Source organism: Micromonospora sp. NPDC050980 (genome assembly GCF_040653835.1).
Classification (GTDB): Bacteria; Actinomycetota; Actinomycetes; order Mycobacteriales; family Micromonosporaceae; genus Micromonospora.
Map to the genome: position 1 here is coordinate 254,275 of NZ_JBFAGS010000007.1, position 24,858 is coordinate 279,132.

General features: G+C 71.2%; 23 protein-coding genes. 16 read left to right on the forward strand and 7 right to left on the reverse strand.

Annotated features, from left to right (window positions below):
• Window positions 1-57: 57 nt before the first annotated feature.
• From AB0H28_RS14400 to AB0H28_RS14430, 7 genes are read right to left on the reverse strand one after another with little or no spacing between them, the layout of a single operon-like run.
• Window positions 58-510, reverse strand: a complete 453-nt coding sequence (locus AB0H28_RS14400; protein WP_358038897.1) for an XF1762 family protein — start codon at window positions 508-510, stop codon at window positions 58-60.
• On the reverse strand, window positions 507-1,670 hold the full coding sequence (locus tag AB0H28_RS14405) for a site-specific DNA-methyltransferase (protein WP_358038900.1): 1,164 nt from the start codon (window positions 1,668-1,670) through the stop codon (window positions 507-509). Before AB0H28_RS14405 ends, AB0H28_RS14400 begins: the two co-directional genes overlap by 4 nt.
• Window positions 1,667-2,539, reverse strand: coding sequence for a hypothetical protein (locus tag AB0H28_RS14410; RefSeq protein WP_358038903.1), 873 nt, complete (start codon window positions 2,537-2,539; stop codon window positions 1,667-1,669). The genes AB0H28_RS14405 and AB0H28_RS14410 overlap by 4 nt, the downstream gene beginning before the upstream one ends.
• On the reverse strand, window positions 2,517-3,062 hold the full coding sequence (gene dcm / locus AB0H28_RS14415) for a DNA (cytosine-5-)-methyltransferase (protein ID WP_358039046.1): 546 nt from the start codon (window positions 3,060-3,062) through the stop codon (window positions 2,517-2,519). The genes AB0H28_RS14410 and dcm overlap by 23 nt, the downstream gene beginning before the upstream one ends.
• A complete protein-coding gene (locus AB0H28_RS14420; RefSeq protein ID WP_358038907.1) occupies window positions 3,058-3,948 on the reverse strand; it encodes a hypothetical protein in 891 nt (296 codons plus the stop codon). Before AB0H28_RS14420 ends, dcm begins: the two co-directional genes overlap by 5 nt.
• Window positions 3,945-4,862: a DNA methyltransferase gene (locus AB0H28_RS14425; protein WP_358039049.1), complete on the reverse strand. Its 918-nt coding sequence runs from the start codon at window positions 4,860-4,862 to the stop codon at window positions 3,945-3,947. The genes AB0H28_RS14420 and AB0H28_RS14425 overlap by 4 nt, the downstream gene beginning before the upstream one ends.
• A gap of 49 nt (window positions 4,863-4,911) precedes the next feature.
• Entirely contained in the window at window positions 4,912-5,811 is a 900-nt protein-coding gene (locus AB0H28_RS14430; RefSeq protein ID WP_358038910.1) for a hypothetical protein, read from the reverse strand.
• Window positions 5,812-7,351: 1,540 nt separating this feature from the next.
• Here AB0H28_RS14430 and AB0H28_RS14435 point away from each other — a divergent pair.
• The 16 genes from AB0H28_RS14435 (at window position 7,352) to AB0H28_RS14510 (ending at window position 24,732) form a co-directional block, all read left to right on the forward strand.
• Window positions 7,352-8,218, forward strand: a complete 867-nt coding sequence (locus tag AB0H28_RS14435; RefSeq protein WP_358038913.1) for a hypothetical protein — start codon at window positions 7,352-7,354, stop codon at window positions 8,216-8,218.
• Window positions 8,219-8,835: 617 nt separating this feature from the next.
• Window positions 8,836-9,225: a pilin gene (locus tag AB0H28_RS14440; protein ID WP_358038916.1), complete on the forward strand. Its 390-nt coding sequence runs from the start codon at window positions 8,836-8,838 to the stop codon at window positions 9,223-9,225.
• Window positions 9,222-10,142 (forward strand): type IV secretion system protein, encoded by a 921-nt coding sequence (locus AB0H28_RS14445; RefSeq protein WP_358038919.1) that lies wholly within the window; start codon window positions 9,222-9,224, stop codon window positions 10,140-10,142. Before AB0H28_RS14440 ends, AB0H28_RS14445 begins: the two co-directional genes overlap by 4 nt.
• Window positions 10,139-11,101, forward strand: a complete 963-nt coding sequence (locus AB0H28_RS14450) for a PrgI family protein (protein WP_358038922.1) — start codon at window positions 10,139-10,141, stop codon at window positions 11,099-11,101. The genes AB0H28_RS14445 and AB0H28_RS14450 overlap by 4 nt, the downstream gene beginning before the upstream one ends.
• The gene (locus AB0H28_RS14455) at window positions 11,098-12,885 is read left to right on the forward strand and encodes a DUF87 domain-containing protein (protein WP_358038925.1); all 1,788 of its coding nucleotides are present in this window, start codon (window positions 11,098-11,100) and stop codon (window positions 12,883-12,885) included. The genes AB0H28_RS14450 and AB0H28_RS14455 overlap by 4 nt, the downstream gene beginning before the upstream one ends.
• Window positions 12,882-15,416, forward strand: a complete 2,535-nt coding sequence (locus AB0H28_RS14460) for a DUF87 domain-containing protein (protein ID WP_358038928.1) — start codon at window positions 12,882-12,884, stop codon at window positions 15,414-15,416. The genes AB0H28_RS14455 and AB0H28_RS14460 overlap by 4 nt, the downstream gene beginning before the upstream one ends.
• A gap of 220 nt (window positions 15,417-15,636) precedes the next feature.
• The gene (locus AB0H28_RS14465) at window positions 15,637-16,560 is read left to right on the forward strand and encodes a replication-relaxation family protein (protein WP_358038931.1); all 924 of its coding nucleotides are present in this window, start codon (window positions 15,637-15,639) and stop codon (window positions 16,558-16,560) included.
• 490 nt (window positions 16,561-17,050) lie between these two features.
• Window positions 17,051-17,461, forward strand: a complete 411-nt coding sequence (locus tag AB0H28_RS14470) for a hypothetical protein (protein WP_358038934.1) — start codon at window positions 17,051-17,053, stop codon at window positions 17,459-17,461.
• 304 nt (window positions 17,462-17,765) lie between these two features.
• The gene (locus AB0H28_RS14475; protein WP_358038937.1) at window positions 17,766-18,599 is read left to right on the forward strand and encodes a hypothetical protein; all 834 of its coding nucleotides are present in this window, start codon (window positions 17,766-17,768) and stop codon (window positions 18,597-18,599) included.
• Between the two features lie 106 nt (window positions 18,600-18,705).
• On the forward strand, window positions 18,706-19,281 hold the full coding sequence (locus AB0H28_RS14480; protein ID WP_358038940.1) for a hypothetical protein: 576 nt from the start codon (window positions 18,706-18,708) through the stop codon (window positions 19,279-19,281).
• A gap of 351 nt (window positions 19,282-19,632) precedes the next feature.
• The gene (locus tag AB0H28_RS14485) at window positions 19,633-20,559 is read left to right on the forward strand and encodes a hypothetical protein (RefSeq protein ID WP_358038943.1); all 927 of its coding nucleotides are present in this window, start codon (window positions 19,633-19,635) and stop codon (window positions 20,557-20,559) included.
• Between the two features lie 61 nt (window positions 20,560-20,620).
• Complete coding sequence (locus AB0H28_RS14490; RefSeq protein WP_358038946.1) at window positions 20,621-21,478, forward strand: MarR family transcriptional regulator; 858 nt, start codon at window positions 20,621-20,623, stop codon at window positions 21,476-21,478.
• Window positions 21,479-21,576: 98 nt separating this feature from the next.
• Window positions 21,577-22,212, forward strand: coding sequence for a GGDEF domain-containing protein (locus tag AB0H28_RS14495; protein ID WP_358038949.1), 636 nt, complete (start codon window positions 21,577-21,579; stop codon window positions 22,210-22,212).
• 90 nt (window positions 22,213-22,302) lie between these two features.
• Window positions 22,303-22,887, forward strand: a complete 585-nt coding sequence (locus AB0H28_RS14500) for a hypothetical protein (RefSeq protein WP_358038951.1) — start codon at window positions 22,303-22,305, stop codon at window positions 22,885-22,887.
• A 301-nt stretch (window positions 22,888-23,188) separates the two neighbouring features.
• The gene (locus AB0H28_RS14505; RefSeq protein WP_358038954.1) at window positions 23,189-23,701 is read left to right on the forward strand and encodes a hypothetical protein; all 513 of its coding nucleotides are present in this window, start codon (window positions 23,189-23,191) and stop codon (window positions 23,699-23,701) included.
• Entirely contained in the window at window positions 23,698-24,732 is a 1,035-nt protein-coding gene (locus tag AB0H28_RS14510; RefSeq protein ID WP_358039053.1) for a hypothetical protein, read from the forward strand. The genes AB0H28_RS14505 and AB0H28_RS14510 overlap by 4 nt, the downstream gene beginning before the upstream one ends.
• Window positions 24,733-24,858 lie beyond the last annotated feature (126 nt).

The window sequence follows — 24,858 nt, forward strand, 5'->3', positions numbered from 1 at the left end:
CGTCGAAACTCGACGGGCGCCCACCCGCAGGTGGCGCCGGGGCGGCCGGTGGCAGGGTCAGGGCTGCGGTTGCCAGCGGAGGCGGGCGATGTGGTCGACGCCGTGGTCGCTGCGGGGTCGGGCAGCGCGGGACCAGCCGGGTGTGGGCGGCCGGGCGGCGACGATGCGCCACCCGGCCGCCCGCAGGCTGGCTCCGGACTCGCCCTGCTGGGTGTAGGTGACCAGCCGGCGGTAGCCGAGGGCTTTCGCGGCTCTCCAGGCGGCGCCGTAGAGCATGCTGCAGCCGTTCGGCATGGTGTCGGCGACGGCGACGCGGGTGACCTCAAGGGTGTGGCCGTCGTCGAGCATCCGTGCGACGGGCCGGCCGACCACCGCCACCCCGACGAGAACGTCGTCCTGGGCGATGCCGATCGAGAATTTGTGTCCTCGGGGCGGGCGGTGGTGGCGATGCCAGTCGGTAATGAACTGGCCGGCCTGGGCAAGCGTGACCGGCACCAGGCGCAGGCTCACGTCGTGTCCTTCGCCAGGTACGGGCGGAGGCGGGTGATGGCCTCGCGGTGGAACTGCTCGGCGATGTCGATGCCGAGGTAGCGCCGGCCGAGGTGCATCGCGGCCAGGCCGGTGCTGGCGGCGCCGGAGAACGGGTCGAGGACCACGCCGCCGGTCGGGCAGCCGGCGGCGATCGCCCGTAGTGGCAGGTCGATGGGGAAAGGGGCGACGTGGGAGCCGCGGTAGGGGCGGGTGGCGATACGCCACACGTCCCCGGGGTTGCGACCCTTCTGGTGCGCGGCGGTGTGGGCGTGTCCGAGCGGTTTGAGGTTGCCCGCCGCGGCGCGCGGCTCGGTGGTGTCGGTGGCGGTGTACTTGCTGCCGTAGGCGGTGGCGCCTCGGCGGCGGGCGGTCGCCCCGATCCCGCCGGTGGCGCCCTTGCGGGCGCCACCGATGACTCGGGATCCGTCGGCTGCCTTCGGATGGATCAGAGGTATCCGGATGGGGTCAAGGTCGAAGAAGTAGGTGGGTGACGGGGCGAGCAGAAACAGCAGTTCGTAGGTGGTGGACAGGCGGTCACGGACGGACTCAGGCATCGGATTGGTCTTGGACCAGATGATCGCGTTACGCAGCCACCAGCCGTCGGCTTGCAGCGCGAACGCGACCCGCCAGGGCACGCCGAGGAGGTTCTTCGGCGCGAGGTTGTCCTGCGCGCGGGGGCGTGGCGGGCGCCGCCCTCCGGGTTGCGGCCAGCCTGCTTGGGGTGCGCCGCCGGAGGCGGTGCTGTAGCTGTCGCCGAGGTTGAGCCAGCACGTCCCGGTCGGGGTGAGCACCCGCCGCACCTGAGCGAATACGTCGACCAGTCGATCGACGTATCCATCGAAGGTGGGTTCGAGTCCGTACTGCGGATCGGACCATCGGGCAGAGCATCGCCGGCAGGTGGCGCCGTCGACCCGCCGCCGGGCGTCGTGCGGGCAGGCGGGGTTGCCGCCGCTCCAGCGGCCGGTGCCGTAGTCGCGTAGGCCCCAGAACGGGGGTGAGGTGACGACGCAGTCCACAGACGCGTCGGGCATCGCGGTGAGCACCCGTCGGGTGTCGCCGAGGTAGAGGGTGACCGGCCCGTCCTGGTGGTACTCGTAGCGGCGCAGGCCCTCGGCCGCACGGATTCGCTCTTCGGTCATGAGGGCACCTGCCAGCGGTGCGGGCACAGCAGTAGCCGCAGCGCGGCTGCCGCCTGCTGGGGGACGACGCCGTTGCCGAGCACCCGCAGCGCGAGGGTGCGCGGCAGGCCCAGCGCCGGATCGGTGACGTGACCGGCGTTGAGGCCCATCAGCCATTCCACGAACGGTGGGGCGAGCACGGGCTTGCCGTGCTGCCCGGCCTGGGTGGGCCCTGGCGCGGGGCGGCCGAGCAACAGCTCCCAGCGGGCGACGGCGGCGGCGTAGGAGCCCCACCGGCCCTCGTCGAGGTGACCGAGACCGGCGACGGTGGTGCGCAGGTCCGCGCCCCCGTCGCCGTGGCGTCCGGGGCCGCGCCCGTCGGACGCGCGGGGAGTGGGCAGGGTGCGGGTGGGCACCCGTACCGCCGCCGACGGCAGGGTGAGATCGCCGTGCGAGCCGCGCTGCCCTGGACAGCCTTTCGCGCCGTCGGTGGCCCTCGGGGTGGGTAGCAGTACCTGCGACAGCGGGGGCCGGAACCCGGCCCCGGCCTTGCGTCCGGGGGTGCCGGTGTCGCTGGCGCGGGGGGTGGGCAGCAGCCGGGTGGCGTCGGTCAGCGTCCGGCCCTGGTGATCGATCGGGGTGACGCGGCTGGCGGTGACGTTGGCCGAGGAGCGGCTGTCGGCCACCGTGGGAGTGGGCAGAAGCTGCCCGGCGATGCCGGCCAGGCTGGGCCGGCGAGCCGCTCCCGCGGATGGGGACTTGTTCGACCCGTACGCCACCGTGGTGGGCGTGGGCAGCAGGCCATGGGTGGATCCGGACGGTTCGATCAGGTCGGGCAGACCGTACTGGTGCCCGGGGCCCTTGCCGTCACGGGCGCACGGAGTCGGCAACGTCCGCACCCCCAGCCCATAGCTCTCGGGGTGTGGCCAGCAGAAACAGCCGGTCGCGGCGGTGCGCGGCGCCGACGTCGGATGCGCGTAGGCACGTCCAGCTCGTGTCGTACCCGAGCGTGGCCAGGTCGGCTTCGACGACGTCGAAGCCTCGTCGGAGGAGCGCGGCGACGTTTTCCACGAAGACGATCGGCGGTCGAAGCGCGCGAACGGCGTCGGCGACAGCGCTCCACAGGCTGGAATGCGCTCCGGTGATGCCGGCTCGCTTGCCGGCATTACTGATGTCCTGGCAAGGGAATCCGGCGGTGAGAATGTCGACGGGTGCGACGCTGCTCCAGTCGACAGTGCGGATGTCGCCGAGGTTCGGCACGTCGGGCCAGTGGTGGGCGCAGACGGCTGCGGCGTGCCGGTCGGTTTCGGCGTACCAGGTGAGTTGGCCGCCGAGCACCAGTTCGACGGCCATGTCGAGGCCGCCGTAGCCGGTGCACAGCGATCCGATTCGGGGTGGGAGGTGCTGGTCAATGGCGCACCTCCCGCCCCGACGTAGCCGATGACTCGGGCGTCGGTTCGGTGACGGTGTCCGGGTGGGGACAGGTCCACGGCCCACACCCCGGTGCGTCCGCTTGCGCGTCCGCGCGGGGACGCAGGGTGACCTGGTTGAGAGGGATGCGCTGGCGGTGCAGGAAGAACTGGCCCCGCAGGGGCTGCCCGGCGGCGTTGGCCCGTGCGGACCCGTGGCGGATCGCGGCGTCGAACGCCACCGCGTCGTCCCACCCGGTCGGATCATCGCGGCGCAGCCGCACCCACTCCGCGTCGGTGCGAAACGGACAACCCACGCACGCGCTTCGAGGGGTGTCCCCGAGCCCGTGCGCGGTGAGGTAGGCGAGGCAGTCCTGGCGGCGCCAACCGAGGTCGAGCAGCGGGAACGTGTTGCGCATGTAGGCGACGTCGGCGTCGCGGGCCCGGCCGATCTCGTCGAGGCTGATCCCGATCGCCATCTCGGCGACCACACCGGCGGGGACCCGGGTGGGGTGCGGATAGCCAAGGCGGCGCCGCACCTCCACCTTGATCGGTTTGATCTTGTACTCGCCGGTGCACTGCCGGCGCGCCATACCCCGCTCGCCGTTGGGTCCCAGGGTGAACAGTGGCATCGAGGCGAAGCGGTGGGCCGGGTCGAGGGCGTCGCGGCGAATGTCACCCGCCGCGACCCGCACGACTGGCATCCCCGATGCGGCGGCCAGCTGCTCCAGCCGGCGCAGATGGGCGTAGACCGCGATGGGCTCCCAGCCCGTGTTCGCAAAGATCGCCGCGTCGAAGGTGGGGATGTCACCGCGGGCGGCCAGCAGCAGGACGGTGGAGCTCTGGACCCCGGCACCGAGGCTCAGGTACCTGTGGGCGGGTGCGCTCACGCGATCACCCCGCCCTCAGCGGTGTTCAGGATTGGGGAACCCGGGTCGCCGGCCGGCCGACGGAAGATCAGCACGTCCTCGTGCGTGATCAGGTGCAGTGGGGTGCCGCCGGCGCGGGCCTTGCGCACGGCGCGGAGCTGGAAGAACGATGGCCGGGCGACGAGCTGCCCGTCGCGGACCGCCGCGAGCAGCGCGACGCATCGTTCGGTGGGTATCAGGCCGGCGCGGACGCCGGCGGCGATCACGGCGCTGGGCAGGTCGACCAGTTGCCGGTGCTTGCGCCACGGTCGGGCGGTGACCACGACGGTGCCGCCGGGTCGCAGCAGGCCCGCGCAGCCGCGCAGGATCTGCTCGAACCCGTCGGTAAGGCCGGTGAGGTCGCGGTAGGCGAGGTTCCCGCGGTCGGCGCCGTCGTTGTAGGCGTTGTCGAACTTCGCGACCCCGTCCTCGCCGGGTCGGACCAGGCCGTGCACGGTCGGCCCGTACGGCGGCGAGGTGACCACCAACGCGACCTGCCCGGCCAAGGCGGCGGGCAGGAGCGCGGACAGGCGGGTGGCGTCGCCGCGCACCACCGACGCCCGGCCGGTCGCGCCGTGCTGGTGAGCGTGGGTGATGTTGGCGTCGGCGATGTTGGACCAGCGCGGCTCGTACTCCACGCCGATCGCGTCGCGGCCGGCGTGGATGGCCTCGACGAGGGTGGTGCCGATCCCACACATCGGGTCGAGGACAAGGTCCCCAGGCTGGGTGTAGGCGTGCACCGCGTGGGCGGCGATCGCCGGGAGCATCCGGGCCGGGTGCTTGACCGACTCGGGCACGTACCGGCCGCGGCGCTGCACCGGCCCGGTGCGCTGGGCGGTCGCCCACACCGAGAGCCCTTCCGGCTGCGCGGGCTGGCGCTGAGCGCTGTCGCTCAGACTGGAGTCCTGGGTCGGCTCCTGCGACTCGGCGGGAGAAGCGGTGTGCTCAGCCACGGCTCTCACCGCCGTCGCGGCGCTGCTCGCGCGCCTTGTGGACGGGTGAGAACACCAGCAAGTCCGCGTGGACCCGCACGTGCGCCACCCACTGCGGATGGGTCAGGGTGAGCAGTTCCTCGTCGGTGACGTGGTAGACGAACGCGTCACCATCGGTGTCGGCACCGACGGCGACGATGTGCTGCAGGTAGCCCAGGCCCACCTGCGCGGCGGCGGTGGCCACCGGGCTGAAGTCCTCCGGGCCACCGGCTGCGGCGCTGGGGACGGTGACGACCAGGACGAGGCAGCCGCCGGGGCGCAGCAGCCGCGCACACGCGCTCAGCAGCCACGCCAGCCGGACCCGGTTGGTGGTGCCATCGGCGTCCAGCGGCCAGCAGGCCACGACCAGGCTCGTCGCCTCACCGAGAGAGGTGAGACCTGCTGCTGCGATGGTGCGCTCGGCGGGCGGATGCCCGTCGGTGAGGTCGTCACCGAACCAGGCGGTCATGTCCGGAAGGCCGTCGCCCTCGTCGCCGTCGCGGTCGTCGGCAGCGGCGGGATCGGCGGGATCGGTTCGCGCCGGCGGGGTGGCTGGTCCGATGATCAGGCTGGACGCGTCGGTGAACCAGCCCGGGTGGTGCCGCCGGCCGCCCGCGGCGCACACGGCGCTCAGGGCGTGATCGGCGGTGAGGTCGACCACGACCTCACCGGGGCGGGTGTAGGCGGCGACGAGCCGGTAGGTCAGGCGGGCGCCGAGGCTACGCCCGGCGTCGGCCGGGCCGTGGGCGGTGCGCCACACGGTGACTGGCACCGGCGGGTCGCCGGCGACCACATCGATCAGGGTCGGGTCGACCACGCGCGGGTCGACGGGGTGGATAGGGTGCTGGTGGTGCTGCGGCGTGTGCTCGCTCATGTGGTGTCGGCTCCACGCCGCGCATGCAGTGCGCTGACACTTGTAAACCCGCGCCTGTGTGCTCTGGCGAACGCCTGTCAAACTCACAGCCGCTCACAACACGGCGGCGCTGGGCGATCTGGGAACGCCTCGTCGACGAACACGGCGCCGAACTGTCCTACGGCTCGGTCAGCCACTACATCACCAGCAAGATCCGCAACGAAGGCGTTCCCAGGAGCAGAAAGACTGAGAAAACCGGCCCCAAACGCGAACCCGGAGCAGATCAACTGAGAAAACCCGGCCAGCCGTTTTCTCAATCAAACTGATCCGCCCAGGTCAACGCGCTGCGACCGGAGCACCTTCACTGAGAAAGGACAGCGGTCGGTGGATACCTCTCCGCTGACCGAAGAGAAGCCCCGTGATCGGTGGACTCGGCAGCGAGGCACACGACAGCACAAGCGCACCGCGGCGCGCGCCTGAGCATCGACTGCCGGCGATGGACATGAGGCGATGACAAACTGTCCGCAGCGCGCTGATGCGACCCGTGGTGACAGCCCTCAAGTCGACCGGGTCCTGTCGGACAAAGTGGCCGGGGCCGACGCGCCGCAGTGTCACAACCGGCGTCACCGCCGGCTGGCGACGGCATGGCCGCGACCACGTCAGGTACCACGCCATTGCCCGCCCTGCGCGTTCGTGACCGATGTCAACAGCCTGCTCACGAGCACCCGCGGACAAAATGTCAACGACAAACCTCAATGCCAGGATGACCGCTTCCCAAGCGGCGGTGTCACCGCTGACCGTGGCCGCGCCGCCGCGGCAACCTGTTGTCCGCGAGCGTTGCCATTTTGTCCAAGGCATCGAAGCCGATCGTTGACATTGTCACGGTGGCAAGGGGGTGCCGGACACGTCGGCGGTGCCCGGACGACGGCTACGTTGGCGCGCCCAGCGCGCGGTCGTCATGTCACTTTGGCCACGCTCACGTCCATGCCGGACAGGGTTGGGGGGACCCGCCCCGACGCCGATCGGCCGGCGCCCGGACGCGGCGCGACGACGGGTCGAGGCATTCGTCGCGTACATCCCTCGGTAGGCCACTGCGAGCGGTTGTGCGCCGCCGTGAGGGGCATGGCTGGCCCTTGTGAGCGGCTGTGAGCCGGCGCGACTGGCCCTTGCGAGCGGCTGTGAGCGAGCGCGGCTGGTCGCTGTGAGCCGCTGTGAGCCGCTGTGAGCCGCTGTGAGCGGGCGTGGCTGGCCGCTGTGAGTCCCTGTGAGCGGCTGTGAGTGGGTGTGGCTGGCCGCAGTGACGAACGCGGCGACCCCGAGTATGTGTGGGTTGGATCATCGCTCACAGCCCTGGTCAGCGGCTCGCCCGACGACGGACGCCCCCACCGAAGGCGGCACCGAGGCGCAGCCACCCTCACCGGGGTGAGGAGCACCTCTGACAGCGGGAAAGGCGCGCTGACCTGCGCTGTGAGCGTCTGTGAGCGACGCATGGCGTAATCGGTTGCTCAGACGTCGCCCAGATCGGCGACGACACCGACCTCGACTTCGAGGAGTGGCAATCATGAGCACGACTTCAACGCAGTGGCCGCAGTCCCCGCTGAACGCCGCCGAGGTGGCTTTCACGGCGTTGACCTGCGATCCCGAGCCTTTGTCGATCGACCTCGACCAGCTCGGCCCGGACCTCGGCCTACCGGCGGGTGTGATGACGGTGCTGGCGGTGCGCGACTGGCTGCTGGCGCATCGCACGTCCTTCGAGGCACGCGACGCGGTGTGGGTCGAGATGATCCGCCGGGCCCGCCTGGACGGGCCACAGTGGGTCATCGGCGCGGTCGGCATGGCCCTGCCGGCGCTGCGCCGCTACACCCGGCAGCTGTGCAACGGCTACCCCGGCGACCCCGACGACATCGAGGCGGAGGTCCTCTCCGGGTTCCTGGTAGCACTACGCGATCACGTGGATCTCGCCCGTCCCGCCCCGTACGCCGGGCTGTGTCGTGCGGGTTGGCGCGCCGGGTTCAAGCTGCGCCAGCAGGCGGCGGAGGTCATCCCGGTCGAGGACGTCGAGCACGTCATCGGGCCGCGCACCCCGCAGATCCCCTACGGACATCCCGACGTGCTGATCAACCGTGCCGTACGGCTCGGCATCCTCGACGCCGACGACGAGCAGTCCTACATCGACGTGCGGCTCGGTCGACGGGCGATCGAGCCGATCGCCGCGTTGCGGGGCCTAAGCACCGATGCCCTGAGGATGCGCCTGGGTCGCATCGACACCCGCATCGCCGAAGCCCTCGCCTCGGGCCTGCTCACCGGGACGGCATCCCCGCAGGCCGCCGAGGCCCTCGCCGTCCAGGCTGAACGACGCAGCAGACTGCGCGCTGCCAGCCGCCGCCCTGCCCGTCAGGACGCGACTCAGGCGGCAGCCGCCGCCTGAGGCCCTCGCAGCACGACAATCGCGCGGCGCCCGCACCGGATCCTCGGTGCGGGCGCCGCGACCTTGTCCAGGCTGCGCTGACGGCACCCACCTGAGCGGGGTGACGAACCGATCACTGGAACGCTGCTACCCCAATGAAGCGCCGCGGATGAACGACCGGCGACTAGATCATCTCAACTCGGAACACCGGCCGTCAGAGCAAAACTGACAAGCGCGCAGGTCAGAAGCGATAAGACCCTGCGGTGTGTCAGCGGCTGTGAGTCCGTGTGAGTCGCTGTGAGAACGACAGGCGTTCGCCAGAGCACACAGGCGGCGGTTTACAAGTGCGAGACCACTTCACCCGCCGCCGAGCGGACGTGACGGTCCCGCCCGCCGCCAGAGGGCCGGGCCCACACCGGGCCGCCCCACGCACCGGACGTCTCCGGGTGCCGCGCAGTTTGGTGCGCTGACACCTCATCGAACAGATCGCTACCCGACAAGGGAGGACGTGCTCCTCCCGGGGACGGTCGTGCTTCGAGGCGCTGTCCGCGCCCGCGCCCCTCTGGCGGCGGTCCACCCACCCGGACCGCCGACAACCGCCCCGCCCTCACCCGGCCGGGGCCGGAGGTGAACGCTCAATGTCCCGCATTCCGGCACGTCTTCGTGCCCTCACCCGCTCCCGCACCGCCCGTCAGGTCGGCCGCGTCGCCGCCGTCACCGGTGAGGTGCTGCTGTTTCTGTCCGTGCCCGCCGCCGCGTACGCCGACAGCGGCGGGCCTGCCCTGGCGGCGAATTCCCTACCGGTCGTCATCGCCAACCTGCAGGCATGGCTGATCGGCATCCTCGCGGCCGTCGCCACCCTGTTCCTCGTCCTGGCCGGCGTCTACTGGGCCACCGCTGGAGGTGACCCCGCGCAGGTCGACAAGGCCAAGAGCGCACTGAAGAACGCTCTGATCGGCTACGGCCTCGCCGTGCTGGCTCCGATCCTGCTCGGTGTCGTTAAGGGCATCGTCGGATCGCCGTCATGAGTTACGTGCTCGGCCAGATTCTCGACTGGCTCGCCGCGGCGATCCTGGCGACCCTGGACGCGCTGATCGGGGTGATCAGCAGCGCGCTGCTGATCACCCCGAACGTCACCGCCCTGCCGCAAGTGCAGGCCCTGACCGGCCGTTCGATCCTCGTCGTGGACACCGTGTTCGTCTTGGCGTTCGTCGCCGCCGGCGTGCTCACCGTGACCGGCGGCGGCGACGAACGATCCCAATACACCGTCAAGGACCTGCTCCCTCGCTTGATCGTGGGCTTCATCGCCGCGCACTTCTCGCAGCTGTGGTGCGGCATGCTCATCGACCTCGGCAACGCCCTCACCGCAGCCCTGACCACTCCCGAGGGAGACAGCGACGGCGCGCTCCGGGCCATCAAGACCCACATCACCGCGGGGCAGGACAAGATCGCGGTGCTGCTGTTCGTGATCTGCGTGGCGATCATCGGGGTCCTGCTCGCCTCCACCGCGTTCAGCGTGATCGTCCGCTTCGCCGTCGTGCTCGTCCTCACCGCCGCCGCGCCCATCGCGCTCGCGTGTCACGCGCTGCCGCAGACCGACCCGGTGGCCCGCCTGTGGTGGAAGTCCTACGCCGGTGTCCTCGCCGTGCCGATAGTGCAGGGCTTCACCCTGTACGCCGGGCAGTGGATGCTCACCGACCCCGACCACCTGCTGCCTGTGCTCGGCCTGCCGGTGGATCCGGGCGGGGTGATCAACCTTTTCGTGGTGATGGTCATGCTGTGGACCACGCTGCGGGTGCCGGCGCTCATGCGCCGCTACGTCAGCGCGGGTAACAGCGGCGGCGGGATGAACGTGCTCGGCATGGCGGCGCGGGTCATCGTCGTGCAGCAGGTCACCCGGTCGATCCCCGGTCTCGGTCGTGGACTTCGGTCGGTGAGCCGATGAGCACCCGCACCGAACATGCTGTGTCCGAGCGGGTGCGGATGCCCGCCGACGTCGACGCCCCCGACAAGGTTCTGTACGGGCTGACCTTCCGTCAGCTCGCGATCCTCGCCGTCGCCGCGCTGGCCTTCTACGGCGCCTGGCGGGGCCTGCACACGCTCGTCCCGGCGCCGGTGATCGTCGGCGCCGCCGTCATCCTCGGCGGCCTGGTCTTCGGTGTCGCCGTGGGCCGCCGCGACGGCCTGTCACTGGACGTGTGGCTGCTCGCCGCCGTCCGGCACTCGCGGGCGCCCCGGGCGATGTCGACGACGGACACCGGTTCGGCGACACCCGACTGGGTGCACGTGCCCCAGAGCAGGGTGATGGTGCCGGCACCGCTAACACTTCCGGCCGACGCGATCGACGACGGCGGGGAGATCCGCCTGGGCGGTGCGCGGGCGGCGATGGTCGCCGCGACCAGCGTCAACCTGGCGCTGCGCACCGCCGACGAGCAGGCAGCCCTGGTCGACACGTTCGGCCGCTGGCTCAACAGCCTGTCCACGCCGACGCAGATCGTCGTCTCGGCGCAGCCGGTCGACCTGCACTCCGCCGCCCGCACCCTGTCGCAGACGGTGGACGCACTCGGACACCCGGCACTCGCGGAGGCGGCGGCCGACCACGCCCGGTTCCTCGACGACCTCGCCACCCGGCGGGATCCGCTGCGCCGGCAGGTCCTCATCGTCACCCGCAACAGCGCGGGCGAGCGCGGCGAGCACGCGGCGCGGCGACGCGCCGACGACACCGTCCGGACCCTGTCCGGTCTCGGTGTCACCACCCGCGCCCTGGACGGGACGGCGGTCACCGCGGCGATCGCCGCCGCCGCAGACCCCTACCGACCGGCCCGCCCCGGCGGCCTCGCCGCCCCGGACGCCGTCATCACCGGCCCCGCCACCCCCGCCCGCCAGAAGAAGGGACCCCGATGAGAACCCGCACACGATCTCGCACCAACACCGGCGCCCGCCAGCGCTCATCGCTGGCGGGCGCCGTCGCGCCGGCCTCGGTGGAGGTGACCCCGCGGATGCTGCGCGTCGGCGACGGCTACGCCGCGACCCTTGTGGTCACCGGCTACCCCGCCGAGGTCGGCCACGCCTGGCTGGAGCCTCTCCTGTCGTGGCCGGGCCGCCTCGACCTGGCCCTGCACATCGACCCGCTGCCCGCACCGATCGCGGCGGCGCGGCTGCGTACTCAGCGTGCCCGCTTCGAGTCCAGCCGCCGCGCCGACGCCGGAGCGGGCAAGCTCGCCGACCCCCACGTTGAGGCGGCGGCCGACGACGCCGCCGACCTCGCCGGGCGCTTGGCCCGCGGGCAGGCGAAACTGTTCCGCGTCGGGCTGTACCTGACCGTGCACGCCCGCACCGAAGACGAACTCCTGCAGGCGTGCGCGCAGGTGAAGGCCGCCGCCGCGTCCACGCTGATCGAGGTGCAGCCCGCGACCTGGCGGCACCTCGCCGGTTGGACCACCACCCTGCCCCTGTGTACCGACAGCCTGCAGATGCGCCGCACCATGGACACGCAGGCCCTCGCCGCCGCTTTTCCCCTCGCGTCGGCGGACCTGCCCGCGCCGCTGCCCGGCGACCCGCCCGCCGAAGGCGGCGTGCTCTACGGGGTCAACCCGGACTCTCAGGGCATCGTGTGGTGGGACCGCTGGGTGCAGGAGAACCACAACTCCGTCGTGCTGGCCCGCTCGGGCGCCGGCAAGTCCTACTTCGTGAAGCTGGAGATCCTGCGCAACCTCTACCAGCAGGTGCAGGTCGCCGTCATCGACCCTGAAGACGAATACCTGCGCCTGGCCGACGCTGTCGGCGGCACGGTGGTGCGCCTCGGCGCTCCCGGCGTGAAGATCAACCCGCTCGACCTGCCCGCCGGAGACACCCGACCCGACGTGCTGACCCGCCGCGGCCTGTTCTTGCACACCCTCGTCGCCGTCCTGCTCGGCCACCAACCGCCACCGGCCGAACGCGCCGCCCTGGACCGGGCGATCCTCGCCGTCTACCGCCACGCCGGGATCACCGCCGACCCCGCCACCCACCATCGGCCCGCGCCACTGCTGCGCGACCTCGCCGCATGCCTGGACGCCGACAGTGATCCGGCCGCCGGGCAGCTCGCCGCCCGCATCGCCCCGTGGGTGCACGGCTCGTTCTCTCAGCTGTTCGACGGGCCCTCCACCACCCGCCTCGACGGGCATCTGGTCGTGTGGTCGCTGCGGCAGCTACCCGACGAGCTGCGCACCGTCGGCACCCTCCTCGCCCTCGATGCGATCTGGCGGCAGGTCGACGCCCCCGGCCGGTCAGCGACCAGGCGGCTGGTCGTGGTCGACGAGGCGTGGCTGCTCATGCGCGACGGCGAAGGCGCCCGCTTCCTCTTTCGCATGTCGAAGGCCGCCCGTAAGCGTCACGCCGGACTCGCGGTGATCACCCAGGATGTCGCCGACGTCCTGGGCACCGACCTCGGCCAGGCGGTCGTCGCCAACGCGGCCACCCAGGTGCTGCTCAAGCAGGCACCGCAGGCCATCGACGCCATCGGCGGCGCGTTCGGCCTCACCGCCGGCGAGCGGCGCCTCCTGCTCGCCGCCCGCGTCGGGACCGGGCTCCTGATCTCCGGCACCAACCGCACCAGCTTCGAGGCGATCGCCTCCGACGCCGAGCATCGCCTCGCGACGACCCGTCCCGGCGAGCTGCCCGGCCTCGACGACGAGGAGGACCTGTGAACCCCACCGCCCACCTCACCTCTGTTCCCGCACCCAGCGCACCCGCCACAGATGTCACCCCGCCCACCGGCATCATGCCCCCCACGGACGCGACTCGGTGGCTGCTCGACGCCGCCGCGTGGGCTGGCCAGCGACCGTGGCTGCTCGCCGTCGCCGCGACCGCGCTGGTCGCCTTCGTAGCCGCTCGCAACCTCCTCGCAGCGTGGCGGCACCGTCGCCACGCCGAGGGCGCCCGGCTGGTGACCATCGCCCCACCGCCGGAGGTCGACCCGCACAGCGCCGCGGCGCTGTGGGCCAACCTCGCCGGCACCCTCACCCCCTCGCGGCGGCGCCGGCTGCGCTACGGCAGCCCACACGTCGTGTGGCAGTACACGTGGAGCGGGCGGCGGCTGCTCATCTCCGTGTGGGTGCCCGGCACCGTCCCACCTGGCGCCGTCGAAGCGGCCGTACGCGCCGCATGGCCCGGCGCCGCCTGCACCACCGAGGACAACCCGCAACCGCCGATCCCTCTCGACACGGCCGCTGTCGGAGGGCATCTGCTGCCCACGGCCGCCGAATGGCTGCCGCTGCGCACCGACCACGACACCGACCCGCTGCGCCCCCTGATGTCCGCCGGGGCCAGCCTGCGCGCCGACGAGCACGCCTGCGTGCAGATCCTCGCCCGACCCGCCGCACCCCGCCGCGCGCAGCGGGCCCGCCGCGCCGCCGGCCGGCTACGCGACGGCAAGACCGCCCTGCCCACCATCAACCCGGCCGCACCACTGCTGTGGCTCATCGAGGCGTTCCTACCCGGGCGCACCGCCGGCACCAGTCGCGCGGCGCCGTCGGTACGGCGGGACCCGAGCGTGGAACGCGACGTGCGCGCCATCCTCGACAAGAGCGCCCACCCGCTGTGGGAGACCGCCGTGCGCTACGCCGTCGCCAAGGACACCGGCCGCGCCCACACCGACCAGCGGCCCCGGCTGCGCGGCCTCGCGGACATCATCGCCTCCGCGTTCGCCGTGTACTCCGCCCGCAACCGGCTTACCCACCGCGCCCGTATGCCCCACCCCACGGCGGTGCTGGCTGCGCGGCGTCTCGGCGCCGGGTTTCTCACCAGCGCCCCCGAGCTGGCCGCGCTCGCCGCCCTACCCCAGGACCTGGCCGTACCCGGTCTGGACCGGGCCCGCGCGAAGTCCATGCCGGCCCCGGTCGCCGTGACCATAGGTGGGCGCGGAGAGAAGATCCTCGGCGACGCGCAGATGGGCGGGCACCGTGTCGGCCTGTCCGTGCCGGATTCGAGGTATCACATGCACGTGATCGGATCCACCGGCTCGGGCAAGACGACCATGTTGGTGAACATGGCCCTCGACGACATCATCGCCGGCCGCGGCACCGTGGTCATCGACCCGCACGGCGACCTGGTCCTGGACATCCTCGACCGGCTGCCCGCCGACGTCGCCGACCGGGTCGTGCTGTTCGACCCCGACCAACCCAACCCGCCCACCATCAACCCGCTCGAAGGTGACGACCCCGACCTCGTCGTCGACAACCTCGTGTCGATCTTCGGCAACATCTTCGCCAAGGCGTGGGGCCCCCGCATGGACGACGTCATGCGAGTGGCGTGCCTGACCCTACTGCGGCACGCCAACGTCACCCTGCAACACATCCCGCCGCTGCTCAACTCCGCCCAGTTCCGCTCCGCGATGACCGTCGACCTGGACGACCCGGCCGGACTGCACGGCTTCTGGCAGTGGTACGACGAGCTCAACCCTGCCCTGCGCTCACAGGTCATCGGACCGGTCCTGGCTCGGCTGCGCTCCTTCCTGCTGCGCGACTTCGTCAAACGCACCATGCAGTACCCGCGCTCCAGCTTCGACATGGGCAAGGTCCTCGACGGCGGCGCCCTGCTGGTGCGGATTCCGAAAGGGCAGTTGGGGGAGGACACGAGCAAGCTGCTCGGGTCGCTGATCCTGGCGCAGGTGTGGCAGGCCGCCACCGCCCGCGCCCGCCTCGCCCCCGACCAGCGCCGCGACGCCACCCTGATCATCGACGAGGCGCAGAACTTCCTCACCCTCGCCAACAGCCTCGACACGATGCTCGCCGAGGCCCGCAAGTATCGGCTGTCCCTCGTCCTGTCGCATCAGGACCTCGCCCAGTTCCCCAAGGACCTCCTCGCCGCCGCGTCGGCCAACGCCCGCAACAAGGTCTACTTCTCCTGCGCGCCCGAGGACGCGCGGGTGCTGGCCCGGCACACCCTGCCGGAACTCGACGAGCACGACCTCACGCACCTCGACGCCTACACCACCGCGACCCGCCTGGTCGCCGACGGACGCCAGACACCGGCGTTCACCATGCGCACCCGCGCCCCGAAGCCCGTCATCGGCGAGGCCACCGCCATCCGAGAAGTAGCCGCAGAGAAGGTCCTACCCCAGGACAAGAGCGCCATCGACGACCTCGTCGAGAAGTTCTCCCGCCCGAAGAAGGACGACACCGCGCCCCCTGAGGACAGCAACCGCGACTCGGAACGAGCTCGTCGTCCACGCCGCTGAGCACCATCTGCGGCTCTCTCAGGGGCTTCGGTAGCACCTTCGCTGCGGTCTTCGCCGTGCCTTCACCACCCCTCACCGCCGTCGCCGGCCATCACACCGGCCGATCGGCCTGTCACTGCAGCACACCGCCGGTGACCACTGCTGCTCACCGGCAGTGACAGTTCCAGACTCCCTCCTGAAAGGAGGGGGATTCCTCCCTACTCCCCCTGAGGAGATCACCATGTCCCGCCACTCACACACTCCCGAACCCGACCCGTCCGAACCTCGACCCACCCCACCTCCTCGCCGGCTCAGCAAGGATGAGCGGCTGGCCCGCCTGCGGCTACTGACCCTGCGCGACCACGACCTGCTCGACTGGCTCGCCGAGCACTACCTGCTCTCCGCCGACCAGATCGCCGCCGCCCTGTTCCCCTCCAAGCGCTCCGCGCTGCTGCGCCTGGCCGCCCTGCACCGCTACGAGGCCGTGCACCGCTTCGGCGACACCCGAACCGGCACCGACCAGTACCTCTACACCCTCGGCCCGCTCGGCATCGACGTGCACCCCCGCGCCTACAGCGACCCGCTGCGGCCCGACGCCCCCGCCCCCCGCACCAGCGTGGAACGCGCCCACCGCATCATCGGCAGCGGCCGAATGAGCCACCTACTCGGCACCAACCAGCTCTTCATCGACCTGCACGCCTACACCCGCGCCGACCGCGACGCCGAACTGGTCCGCTGGTGGTCCGAGCAGCACGCCACCGCCGCCTACGCCATCGCCGGCGTGCGACCCGACGGCCACGGCATCTGGCGCGCCGCCGGCCGCACCGTCGGGTTCTTCCTCGAACACGACAACGGCACCGAACCGCTGCGCATCGTGCTGGGCAAGCTGCGCGCCTACGAACGGCTCGCCGAGTTCGGACCCCGCTACCCGGTCCTGCTGCGCGTGCCCCACCGCCGACGTGAGGCGAACCTGCTCGACGCCCTCGCCGGCGTGCCCACCGCCATGCCGGTAGCCACCGGCCTACACCACGAGCACCCCGCCGGCCCCGCCTGGACCCTCACCTCCGACCCCGGCTCACGACGCTGGCTGCACGAGCTGCCCAGCGACCACGGCCCCGACACCGCCACCAACCCCCACCACTTCACCGATCCCGACGACGCCTGACAGCCCTCGCCGGCTCGCCCACAGCCGCTCACACCGCAGGTCAACCGCCGTCGCACAGCCGCACCAGCGGCACGCGACGCTCCGACCGCAGGCGAACGGCTGTGAGCGGGCCCGCCACTCACAGCGACTCACAGCCACTCACACCAAGACCGCCCACGGCGGCCGATGATCTCTCACACCGCAGGTCAACCCGCCTGCCACGCCGCCACACGGCCCGCCGCCGCTGTGAGTGCCCAGGGCTACCGTTCACGTCACCACCACACCCCACATATCGCTCCACCCCGGTTCGGTCCCACCTCAGGGACACCCGCCGCACCCAGCGGTACGCGACGCCCACCCGCATCAGCCGGTCGGCCCGCGCCCCGCGCGACGGCCCACGAGGTCGCACCAACCACCCGCACCATCCGGCCCATTCCACATGACCCGACCCACGCACCCTGTGGGCCGGTCACCCCAGCGCGCCCCGGCGCGCCCACCTCAAGGAGCACCTATGACCAACACCGAACAGCACTCCGTGTCCCCGGCACCCATCATCTGCAAGACGGTCAGCATCAATGCCCACTACATCGAATTCTACGGCTGGTATTGGGGAGCGAAGGCAGACCTGACCATCAGCGTCCAGTTTCCGCGCGAGGGTGTACAGCACAACAGCTTCGCTGTCGGTGGCTTCGAAGACGGGGACGAGGCCGTCGCCGCCCTCGTGGCGATGTGCACCGCCGTCGGCGTTGTCTTCGCCAACCCTGATCTGGAATGGACGATGGACATGGCAGATTCTGATCCTCACCAGTACAGGCGCAACCGCGAGGCCATGGCGACCGTGATGGAAATGGCCGCCGCGGACCACGGGTGGACCGCACGGAGAGTGCCCATGCTGCGCCGCGACTTGTACAGCGACCTGTAAGGCATCCCCGTCGCGGACCGTGCCCACGTGACTGCCCCGCGACGGCTTGGCGCTCATCGGCCCTCGCGGTCCGGTCGGCCCAGCGTGTATCCGCAGCGATCCCGACGATCGCACCAACCACCCGCACCAGCGCACCACGCGCCCCTGCATCACCGACCTCCCCACGAACCCGGTGGCCTGGTCGATCCCGCGCCCACGCGCGACCTGCATCGCCTGCCGACCTGACCCCGACCCACGATCCCGGTGAACCGGTCAGTTCCGCGCGCCCCGACACCTCATCACCCAAGCAAAGGAGGACCCCACCATGTCCGCTGTCAACGGCACCCCGCTGACCCGCAACGGCAGCCGCGTGCCCGCCCTTCCCACCCGACCGACCCCCGCGAAGGCCACCGCGGCGCCCGCGCGCCCCCCGGCCCCCGCCCGGGTCAACAGCGTCATCCGTACGCCCGTGACGCCGCCGCCGACCATCGCCACGATGGTCATCTGCCTGCCCGACGAGGTGCCCGCCGAAGCGCTCACCGCGCACCAGCTACGCACCCACTTCGATGTCACCGGCACCCTCACCCCGCTGTTCTGGGCGGTACCGCAGCTTCGGCTGTGGCAGCGCAACCAGATGATCGGCCTGCGCAAAGGCCGTCCCATCCCCTGCGCGGGAGGACCGCTGCGGCTGCTCGACCTGCCTGGCATGCGTCACGCCGCCGCCATCGGCGCCGCCATCCGCTACCAGATCTGGGAGCAGGCGGTGCGTGGCACCCGGCCGGCCACCCCGTGGCCGACCTTCGAAACCCGCCACCTGACCGACCCGCAGAAGTACCCGTACGACACCGCGGTGGCGGACTTCCACGCCCAACCCCGCGTCAACGCCATGCGACTGCACGCGGCCGTCACCCCCGGCCCCGGCCAACCCGGCGTCGGAGAACTGGAGATGTACCAGGCCGGCCAGATGGCCTACCAACACCACCGAGCAGCCAGCGCCGTCGTCGGCGACGCGATGCTCACCATCGACGGCCACAAACTGGCCCCGATCAGCGACTCCCTCACCCACCGGGTGAGCTACCTCGAACAAGCCCTACGCCACCTCGACACCCTCGAGCCCGGCCAACGGCTCCTCGCGGTCGCCCTCGACACCACCGCATAACAACCGTCCGGACGGCGCGCCCCGATCCCCGCACCCAGGGGACCCCAGGCGCGCCGCCCGGCGGTGCCGGTTCCTGCCCCACCCACCGATGCCAAGGAGGCACACCATGAACCCAGAACGTCGCGCCGCCGCCATCACGGCCGTGCTGACCGCTGTCGAAGCCCTTGCCGACGAGCAGGACTGGGACGCTCTGCCCGCGCTGCTCGGCGTGTTCGACTCCAGCTCCCACACCGGCGTGGAAAGCCTCGACGTCAAGGAACTGCCCATCGACCCGTCGATCTGGCAGCTGCACACCGTGCTCGGCGCCCGCTCGACGATGCCCTACCGGCTCGGCCTTCGCGCCATCACCGCAGTGTTCACCACCGCCAAGGCCCCTGAACTGCGGGAGTGGACCCGCGCCCAGATCGGGCCCATCCTCGCCATGGCATTCCTCGGCGAAGGACTCGACACCAGCGAATCCGGCCGCCGCGACGCCACCGCCCTCGGACTACCGGCCGCCGACGACGGCATCCCGGTACGAGCACTGACCGCCTGCGACATCGACGGACGCCACTACCAATTCTTGCGCTACCGCGGCGCGGCCACCATCACCAGCGTCGTGCTGCACGACCCACCGGCGGAGATCCGAGACCGCGCGATCGCAGCCGACCTGCGCCGTTTGCTCAGCACCATCCGCGCCTAACCTGCGGCCCGGCGCGGACGCCCGAGCGCTCCACCACCGACGCGCTCCCGCCGATCAGGCCGCGTCCGGCAGAGACCACGCCAGCCCCTTACACCAGGGGCTGCAGCGGTCGCCATCAATGCAAACGTGCCCTGCGGCCCGATGCTGGCAGTCACCCATCGCCGCAGCCTCGTGACACACCTCAGCGCGCTGTCACCGGCACTTCCGAGACCGTGCTTCTCGGACCGGTGGCGCCGACTCTCGCACCCCGCTGCGCCAGGCGCCCCGGGCATGGGGCTTCCGCAGCACTGGCCGCAGACAGGCCGCCCTATTCCTCTTGCAGCCCAACACCCTCACGGAGGTTCCCTCACCATGTCCCAATTGTGGTTCCGCATCGAGGACGTCCTGCCACTGGCAGAGCACGCCCTCGCCTGCCCCACCCACCGCCTCACCGCAGGGCAGATCGCCGCCGGCGAGCTCAACGGCCCGGCGCTGAGCCTCACCCACGACGGCGAGAGCGCACACATCCGGTCCAACGGCATCCCGGTCTGGTACACCCGCGACGGCGACGAGCAGATCGCCTCCAGCGTCTCCTGGCGCCGCACCACCACCGCGAGCAGCGAACGCGAGCGGCCACAACACCGGTACCTGCCGCTCGGTTCGTCGACCGCCGCCGAGCGGCGGCTAATCGACGTTCTACGCGGCGCGCGCGACCTCGCGCGCAACTGGCTGGCGATCGACACCGGAGTGTGGCCCGGCGCCGCTCTCGACGCGACACACCTGCAGTCCTTCGACTACCGCGGCGACATCGCGCCACCCGACGCGCGCTGGCGACCGGTCATGGTCTCCTCGCGGCAAGTCCGCAACCAGAGCTATCCCGCCCTGGTCGCCGACGACTGCAGCACGGACGCCGGCGGTCTCATCTGCCGTTTCGACCGGAGCACGGCCCGACGGATTGCCGAGGACCTGACCGGCCCGTGGCGGATGGGCAGCATGCCCGGGGAATTCCCGCTGCTGCGCTTCGACGGTGACATCGCGGCGCTGCTGGAGGAACGCGACACCGGCGGCGGCGACGTCGTCCTCGATCTCGACGAGCGCTGCCACCCCGACCGGGACGGCTACTACGGCATCGGCGCGCACCGCTGGTTCTGGACCGCCGACACCTGGACCCTCATGCCGCGGCGCACCCGGATGCGCCTGCACCTGACCGCTCTGACCGCCCGGCTGCGCACTAGAACCGCCACCCACCTGCCGCCTCGGCAGGAACCCGCTGCGGTCACCGAGCCGCCGCCGTTCTGACCGGCGGTGGCTCCGCATCCCGCTCCGCCGGATCTCGCGTCCGCAGATCCGGCCAACGCACTTGATTCCTCCCGCGATTGAAGCGTGGATCAGTGCTGACCTCACACAACAAGGAGAGACGCCCATGACCGATCAACCGGAAACCGCGCCACCGCACGCCCTGTTCAAGGTGCTCGCCGCCCTCGCTGATCTCGGCGACGCCACCGCCGCCGCCGTGGCCGAGCACGCCGGCCTCGGCTACTCCACCGCCACGGCCAAGCTGCGCGTCTGGGAAGGGACCGGACAAACCGAACGCATCCAAGGTGACGACAAGCGTGCCGTGTGGCGGCTGACCGACTCCGGCCACGCCACCGTCGGCGCCAGCCGCACCGCCACGCCAACAGACTCCTCCTTCGCCGAGCCCGAAGCGCCAGCCGACGAGTCGGCCAGCGTCGGCGATACCGTTGGCGACGGTCCCGGCGACACCGAAAAGTCCAGCGAGCGGGCCAGCACGCCCGACAGCACCGCCGAAGGCGAACCTCCCGCCGCCGAACCGTCCGCGCCCGCGGACGAGCCGCCCACAGGTGACGACCCCGCACCGACGGTCGACGACGACCCCCCGCAGGCCGGCACGCTCGACGACAGCGAAGCGCAGGCTGTCGCCACCCCGGACTCGTCGACCACGGCACCAGGGCGCAGCCGCCGGGCGAAGGGCTCGCTGCGCGCAGCGGTGCTGGACATCCTCGAAGCGCACCCTGACCGGGCCTACAAGACCGGCGAGTTGTCCAAGCTCATCGACGCCGCGAACGTCGGCACCGACGCGAGGAAAGCCAGCCCCGGCGCGGTCGCCAACGCCGCCGACAAACTCGTCGGCGCCGGCAAGGCGATTCGGATCGACGGAAAGCACGCGACGTTCCAGCTCGCTCCCGCCGCCCAGTAGCGGAGGCACCGCACACGTCAGGCAGCCCGAGGGCGGGCGTGAAGTTGGTCGCTGCTCGCCCGCCCCCGGTGCTCCTTCTGAGACAAGGAGCCATACCAGTGTCGCAAACCGTGCAACAGATGCTCACCTGCGCCGGCGGAGTTCTCGCCGGCCTCGCCGTCGCCGCGCCCCTGTTGTCGTGGCAGCAGCGGGCCCTCATTAAGGCCCGCTGGGAGGCAAACCACGACGACATCACTGGCCTGCCCAACCGGCGGCTGTTCCACGCCCGGCTGCGCGCCGCCCTCGCCGACAACACGCCGGTCGGGGTCGTGCTGCTGGACCTCAACAACTTCAAAACCGTCAACGACACCCTCACGCACGAGGTCGGCAACGACCTGCTCGATCAGGTCGGCCGCCGCCTGTCCAGCCTTCCCACGCCCGTGCGGATCGCCGCGAGGCTCTCCGGCGACGAGTTCGCGCTGCTCGTCCTTGGCAGTCGCGAGGACACCGCCGCCGCGGCCGACGCCGCCTGGCAAGCGATCGCCGCCGGCACGATCATCGTGGTCAACGGCGATTTGTGCGTGACGGCGTCGGTCGGCTACACCCACACCCACCACGCCAATGTCAGCCCACGGCAGCTGCTGACCGAAGCCGACAGCGCGATGTACGAGGCCAAGCGCATCGACGGCGGGGTCCGCGAATACCTGCCGCACCGCACCGCGGCGGTGCGCAGCCGCGACCGACAGCGCCACTGAACCTCCGCCCAACCCTCACCCGCCAAGGACCCCGCAGCCAATCCGGCTGCGGGGTCCTTGCCGTCGTGCACCCCTGAGATGGGAGACCCCGTGCTGTCCTTCGACGCCGTTCACAACCTCTGCACCTGCCTCATTGAGGCATCCACCGAATCAGCCCGATTTGACTTCAACCAGTTGCCAACGCTGCTGCTCGTCCACGACTGGCCGCTGATTGCCGCCGCCGCGTCGCGGGGTCCGGCGATGCGGAGTGTGGAGTTCCCGCCGCACCCCGACGACGTTCTCGACAACCCGGCCGGGCTACCCGCCCTCCTGCATCACCTCGCGGCCACCCTGCACAGCACCCCCAAGGTCACGCCCTACCACCGCACCCTTGACACGATCATCACTCGGATCCGCCACGCCGTTCCGGACACGCGGCTTCTGGCCTGGGCCGCCTGCTACGCAGACGTTTCCACGCTCGACGGCGAACTGCGCCAGGTCCGCCGCATCGACGCCGTCGACACCGACGGAAGGCTTTACAAGCTCACCCACTTCAGCGGCGAGGAGCACCCCCTGGTGCTCGTTGACGACATCCCCGACTCCCGCGACCTGCCCGCCACCTACCCCGGCCTGGTCGCGTTGCTGGCCGCCACCGCTCACTACACCCGGCCCGCAACTACCGGACCCAAGGCATGAACCCGGCCGCCGCAGCCGACGCCAGCGCAGCCGAGCCGATCTTCAGCCGATGCGGACCTGACGGCGGATCCATCAGGTGCCGGGTCTGCGGCGCCGTCGACGAAGTCGTTATCACGGAACTGCCGAGGTCGATGGCCGCCTACGGCGAGAGCACCACCGCCCGCTGCTTGCGCTGCGGATCGAGCGAAACCACCGACCCGGTCTACGGCTGGCGCGCCAGGCCCAGCACCCCACCCGCCTAAGACCGCGTCCCCCGTGAAAGCGCTACCCAGTCCTCACCTGCGTGCGAAGGAGCCTGTCCGTGAGTACCACCTGCTGCATCGGCGTCATCGACCCCGACAACCCAGCCCTCGTGCGCGCACGGATCGTGCACTACGACGGATACCCGTCCAACGTGCTGCCGACCCTGGCCGCGATCTGGGCCACCCACGCCCACCACGACACCGCCGAGCTGATCACCACGATCCTCGCCAACGACTGGGAACAGCTCGACGAGGACACCACCGCCAGCACCCGCTCCAACTTCGCCGGCCAGAAACCGGTACCCGGAGTCGGCATCACCCTGGCCTCCACCAGCGACGGCGTGACGGTGGACCCGCCGGAACCGGTCACGGTTTTCCCGCTCTGCCACGCCGGGCACCTCGACGTCGAATGGATCTACCTCATCGACGCCGCCACCGACACCATCGTCGTGCACACCGGCGACGGGACCCCCGTCGCCACCTACCCGCTGGTCGCTTGCCTGGGCACCGACGGCACCGGGGACGCTGAGCAGCGGTGCGGATCGCAACCACCAGCATCGGCGCCACAGTGAGTGCCCGCGCACTCGGTGCGGTCGCCGCCGGCGTGATCGCTGTGCTGGTGCTCTGCGCCGGCGGCGTCGCCGCGCTGTTCGGCGGAGGCGGCAGCGTGTCAGCCGCCTGCTACGCCGCTGTCGGCCCGGACGGGCGACCGGTGCTGCCCACCTCCGCGGCGTCCTCGCCAACTGACGGAGCTCGGAGCTGGGACAGCGACCAACTCGCCAACGCCCGCACGATCATCACTGTCGGCGCCGAACAGCAGGTGCCAGCTCGCGGCTGGATCATCGCGCTCGCCACCGCCATGCAGGAGTCCGGGCTCCGCAACCTGGCCGGCGGCGACCGTGACTCCGTCGGCCTGTTCCAGCAACGCCCCAGCCAAGGCTGGGGAACGCCGGCCCAACTCGGCGACCCCGCCTACGCAGCCGGCAAGTTCTACGACGAGCTAACCACCATCGCCGGCTGGCAGAGCATGCCGCTCACCGAGGCCGCCCAAGCAGTCCAACGCTCCGCCTACCCCGACGCTTACGCGAAGTGGGAGGACGACGCGACCTCACTGGTGCAGGAGCAGGTCACCTCAAGCGGTGGCGTCGGACTCGACTGCTCCTCCATGCTCGGCGCCGCCGAACCGGCCCCGCGTAACTCCGATGGCTCCTGGCCGCAGGAGAACTGCGCTATCCGTCCCGATCCGACCACCGGCACCGGCTGCGTAACCCCACGCCTACTCCATCTCGTGCAACAAAGCACCGCTGCCGGCTTCCCCAAGCCAAGCTGCTACCGCGTCGACGACCACGGCGAACACCCCAAAGGCCGCGCCTGCGACTGGATGATGACCTCCGGCGGCGAAGCGTCCGGCACCCAAAAAACCCGCGGCGACGCGATGGCCGCATGGTCCGTCGCCAACGCCGACCGTCTCGGCATCCAGTACGTCATCTGGTTCCGCCAGATCTGGACCGAGTCCGAAGGCTGGCACCCCTACAACAACCCATGGGGTGGTGACGACCCCTCCGGATGGCACACCAACCACGTCCACATCAGCGTCCAATGACGGACAAACCCATTCCTCATGCTTACCCGACTAACCCCGAGCATCCCCGATGGCAGTGCGGACGCTGGCCGTAAGCGCGGTCCCCGCTCAACCCGCAGGCAGCTTGAGGATGGCCGTGATCGCGAG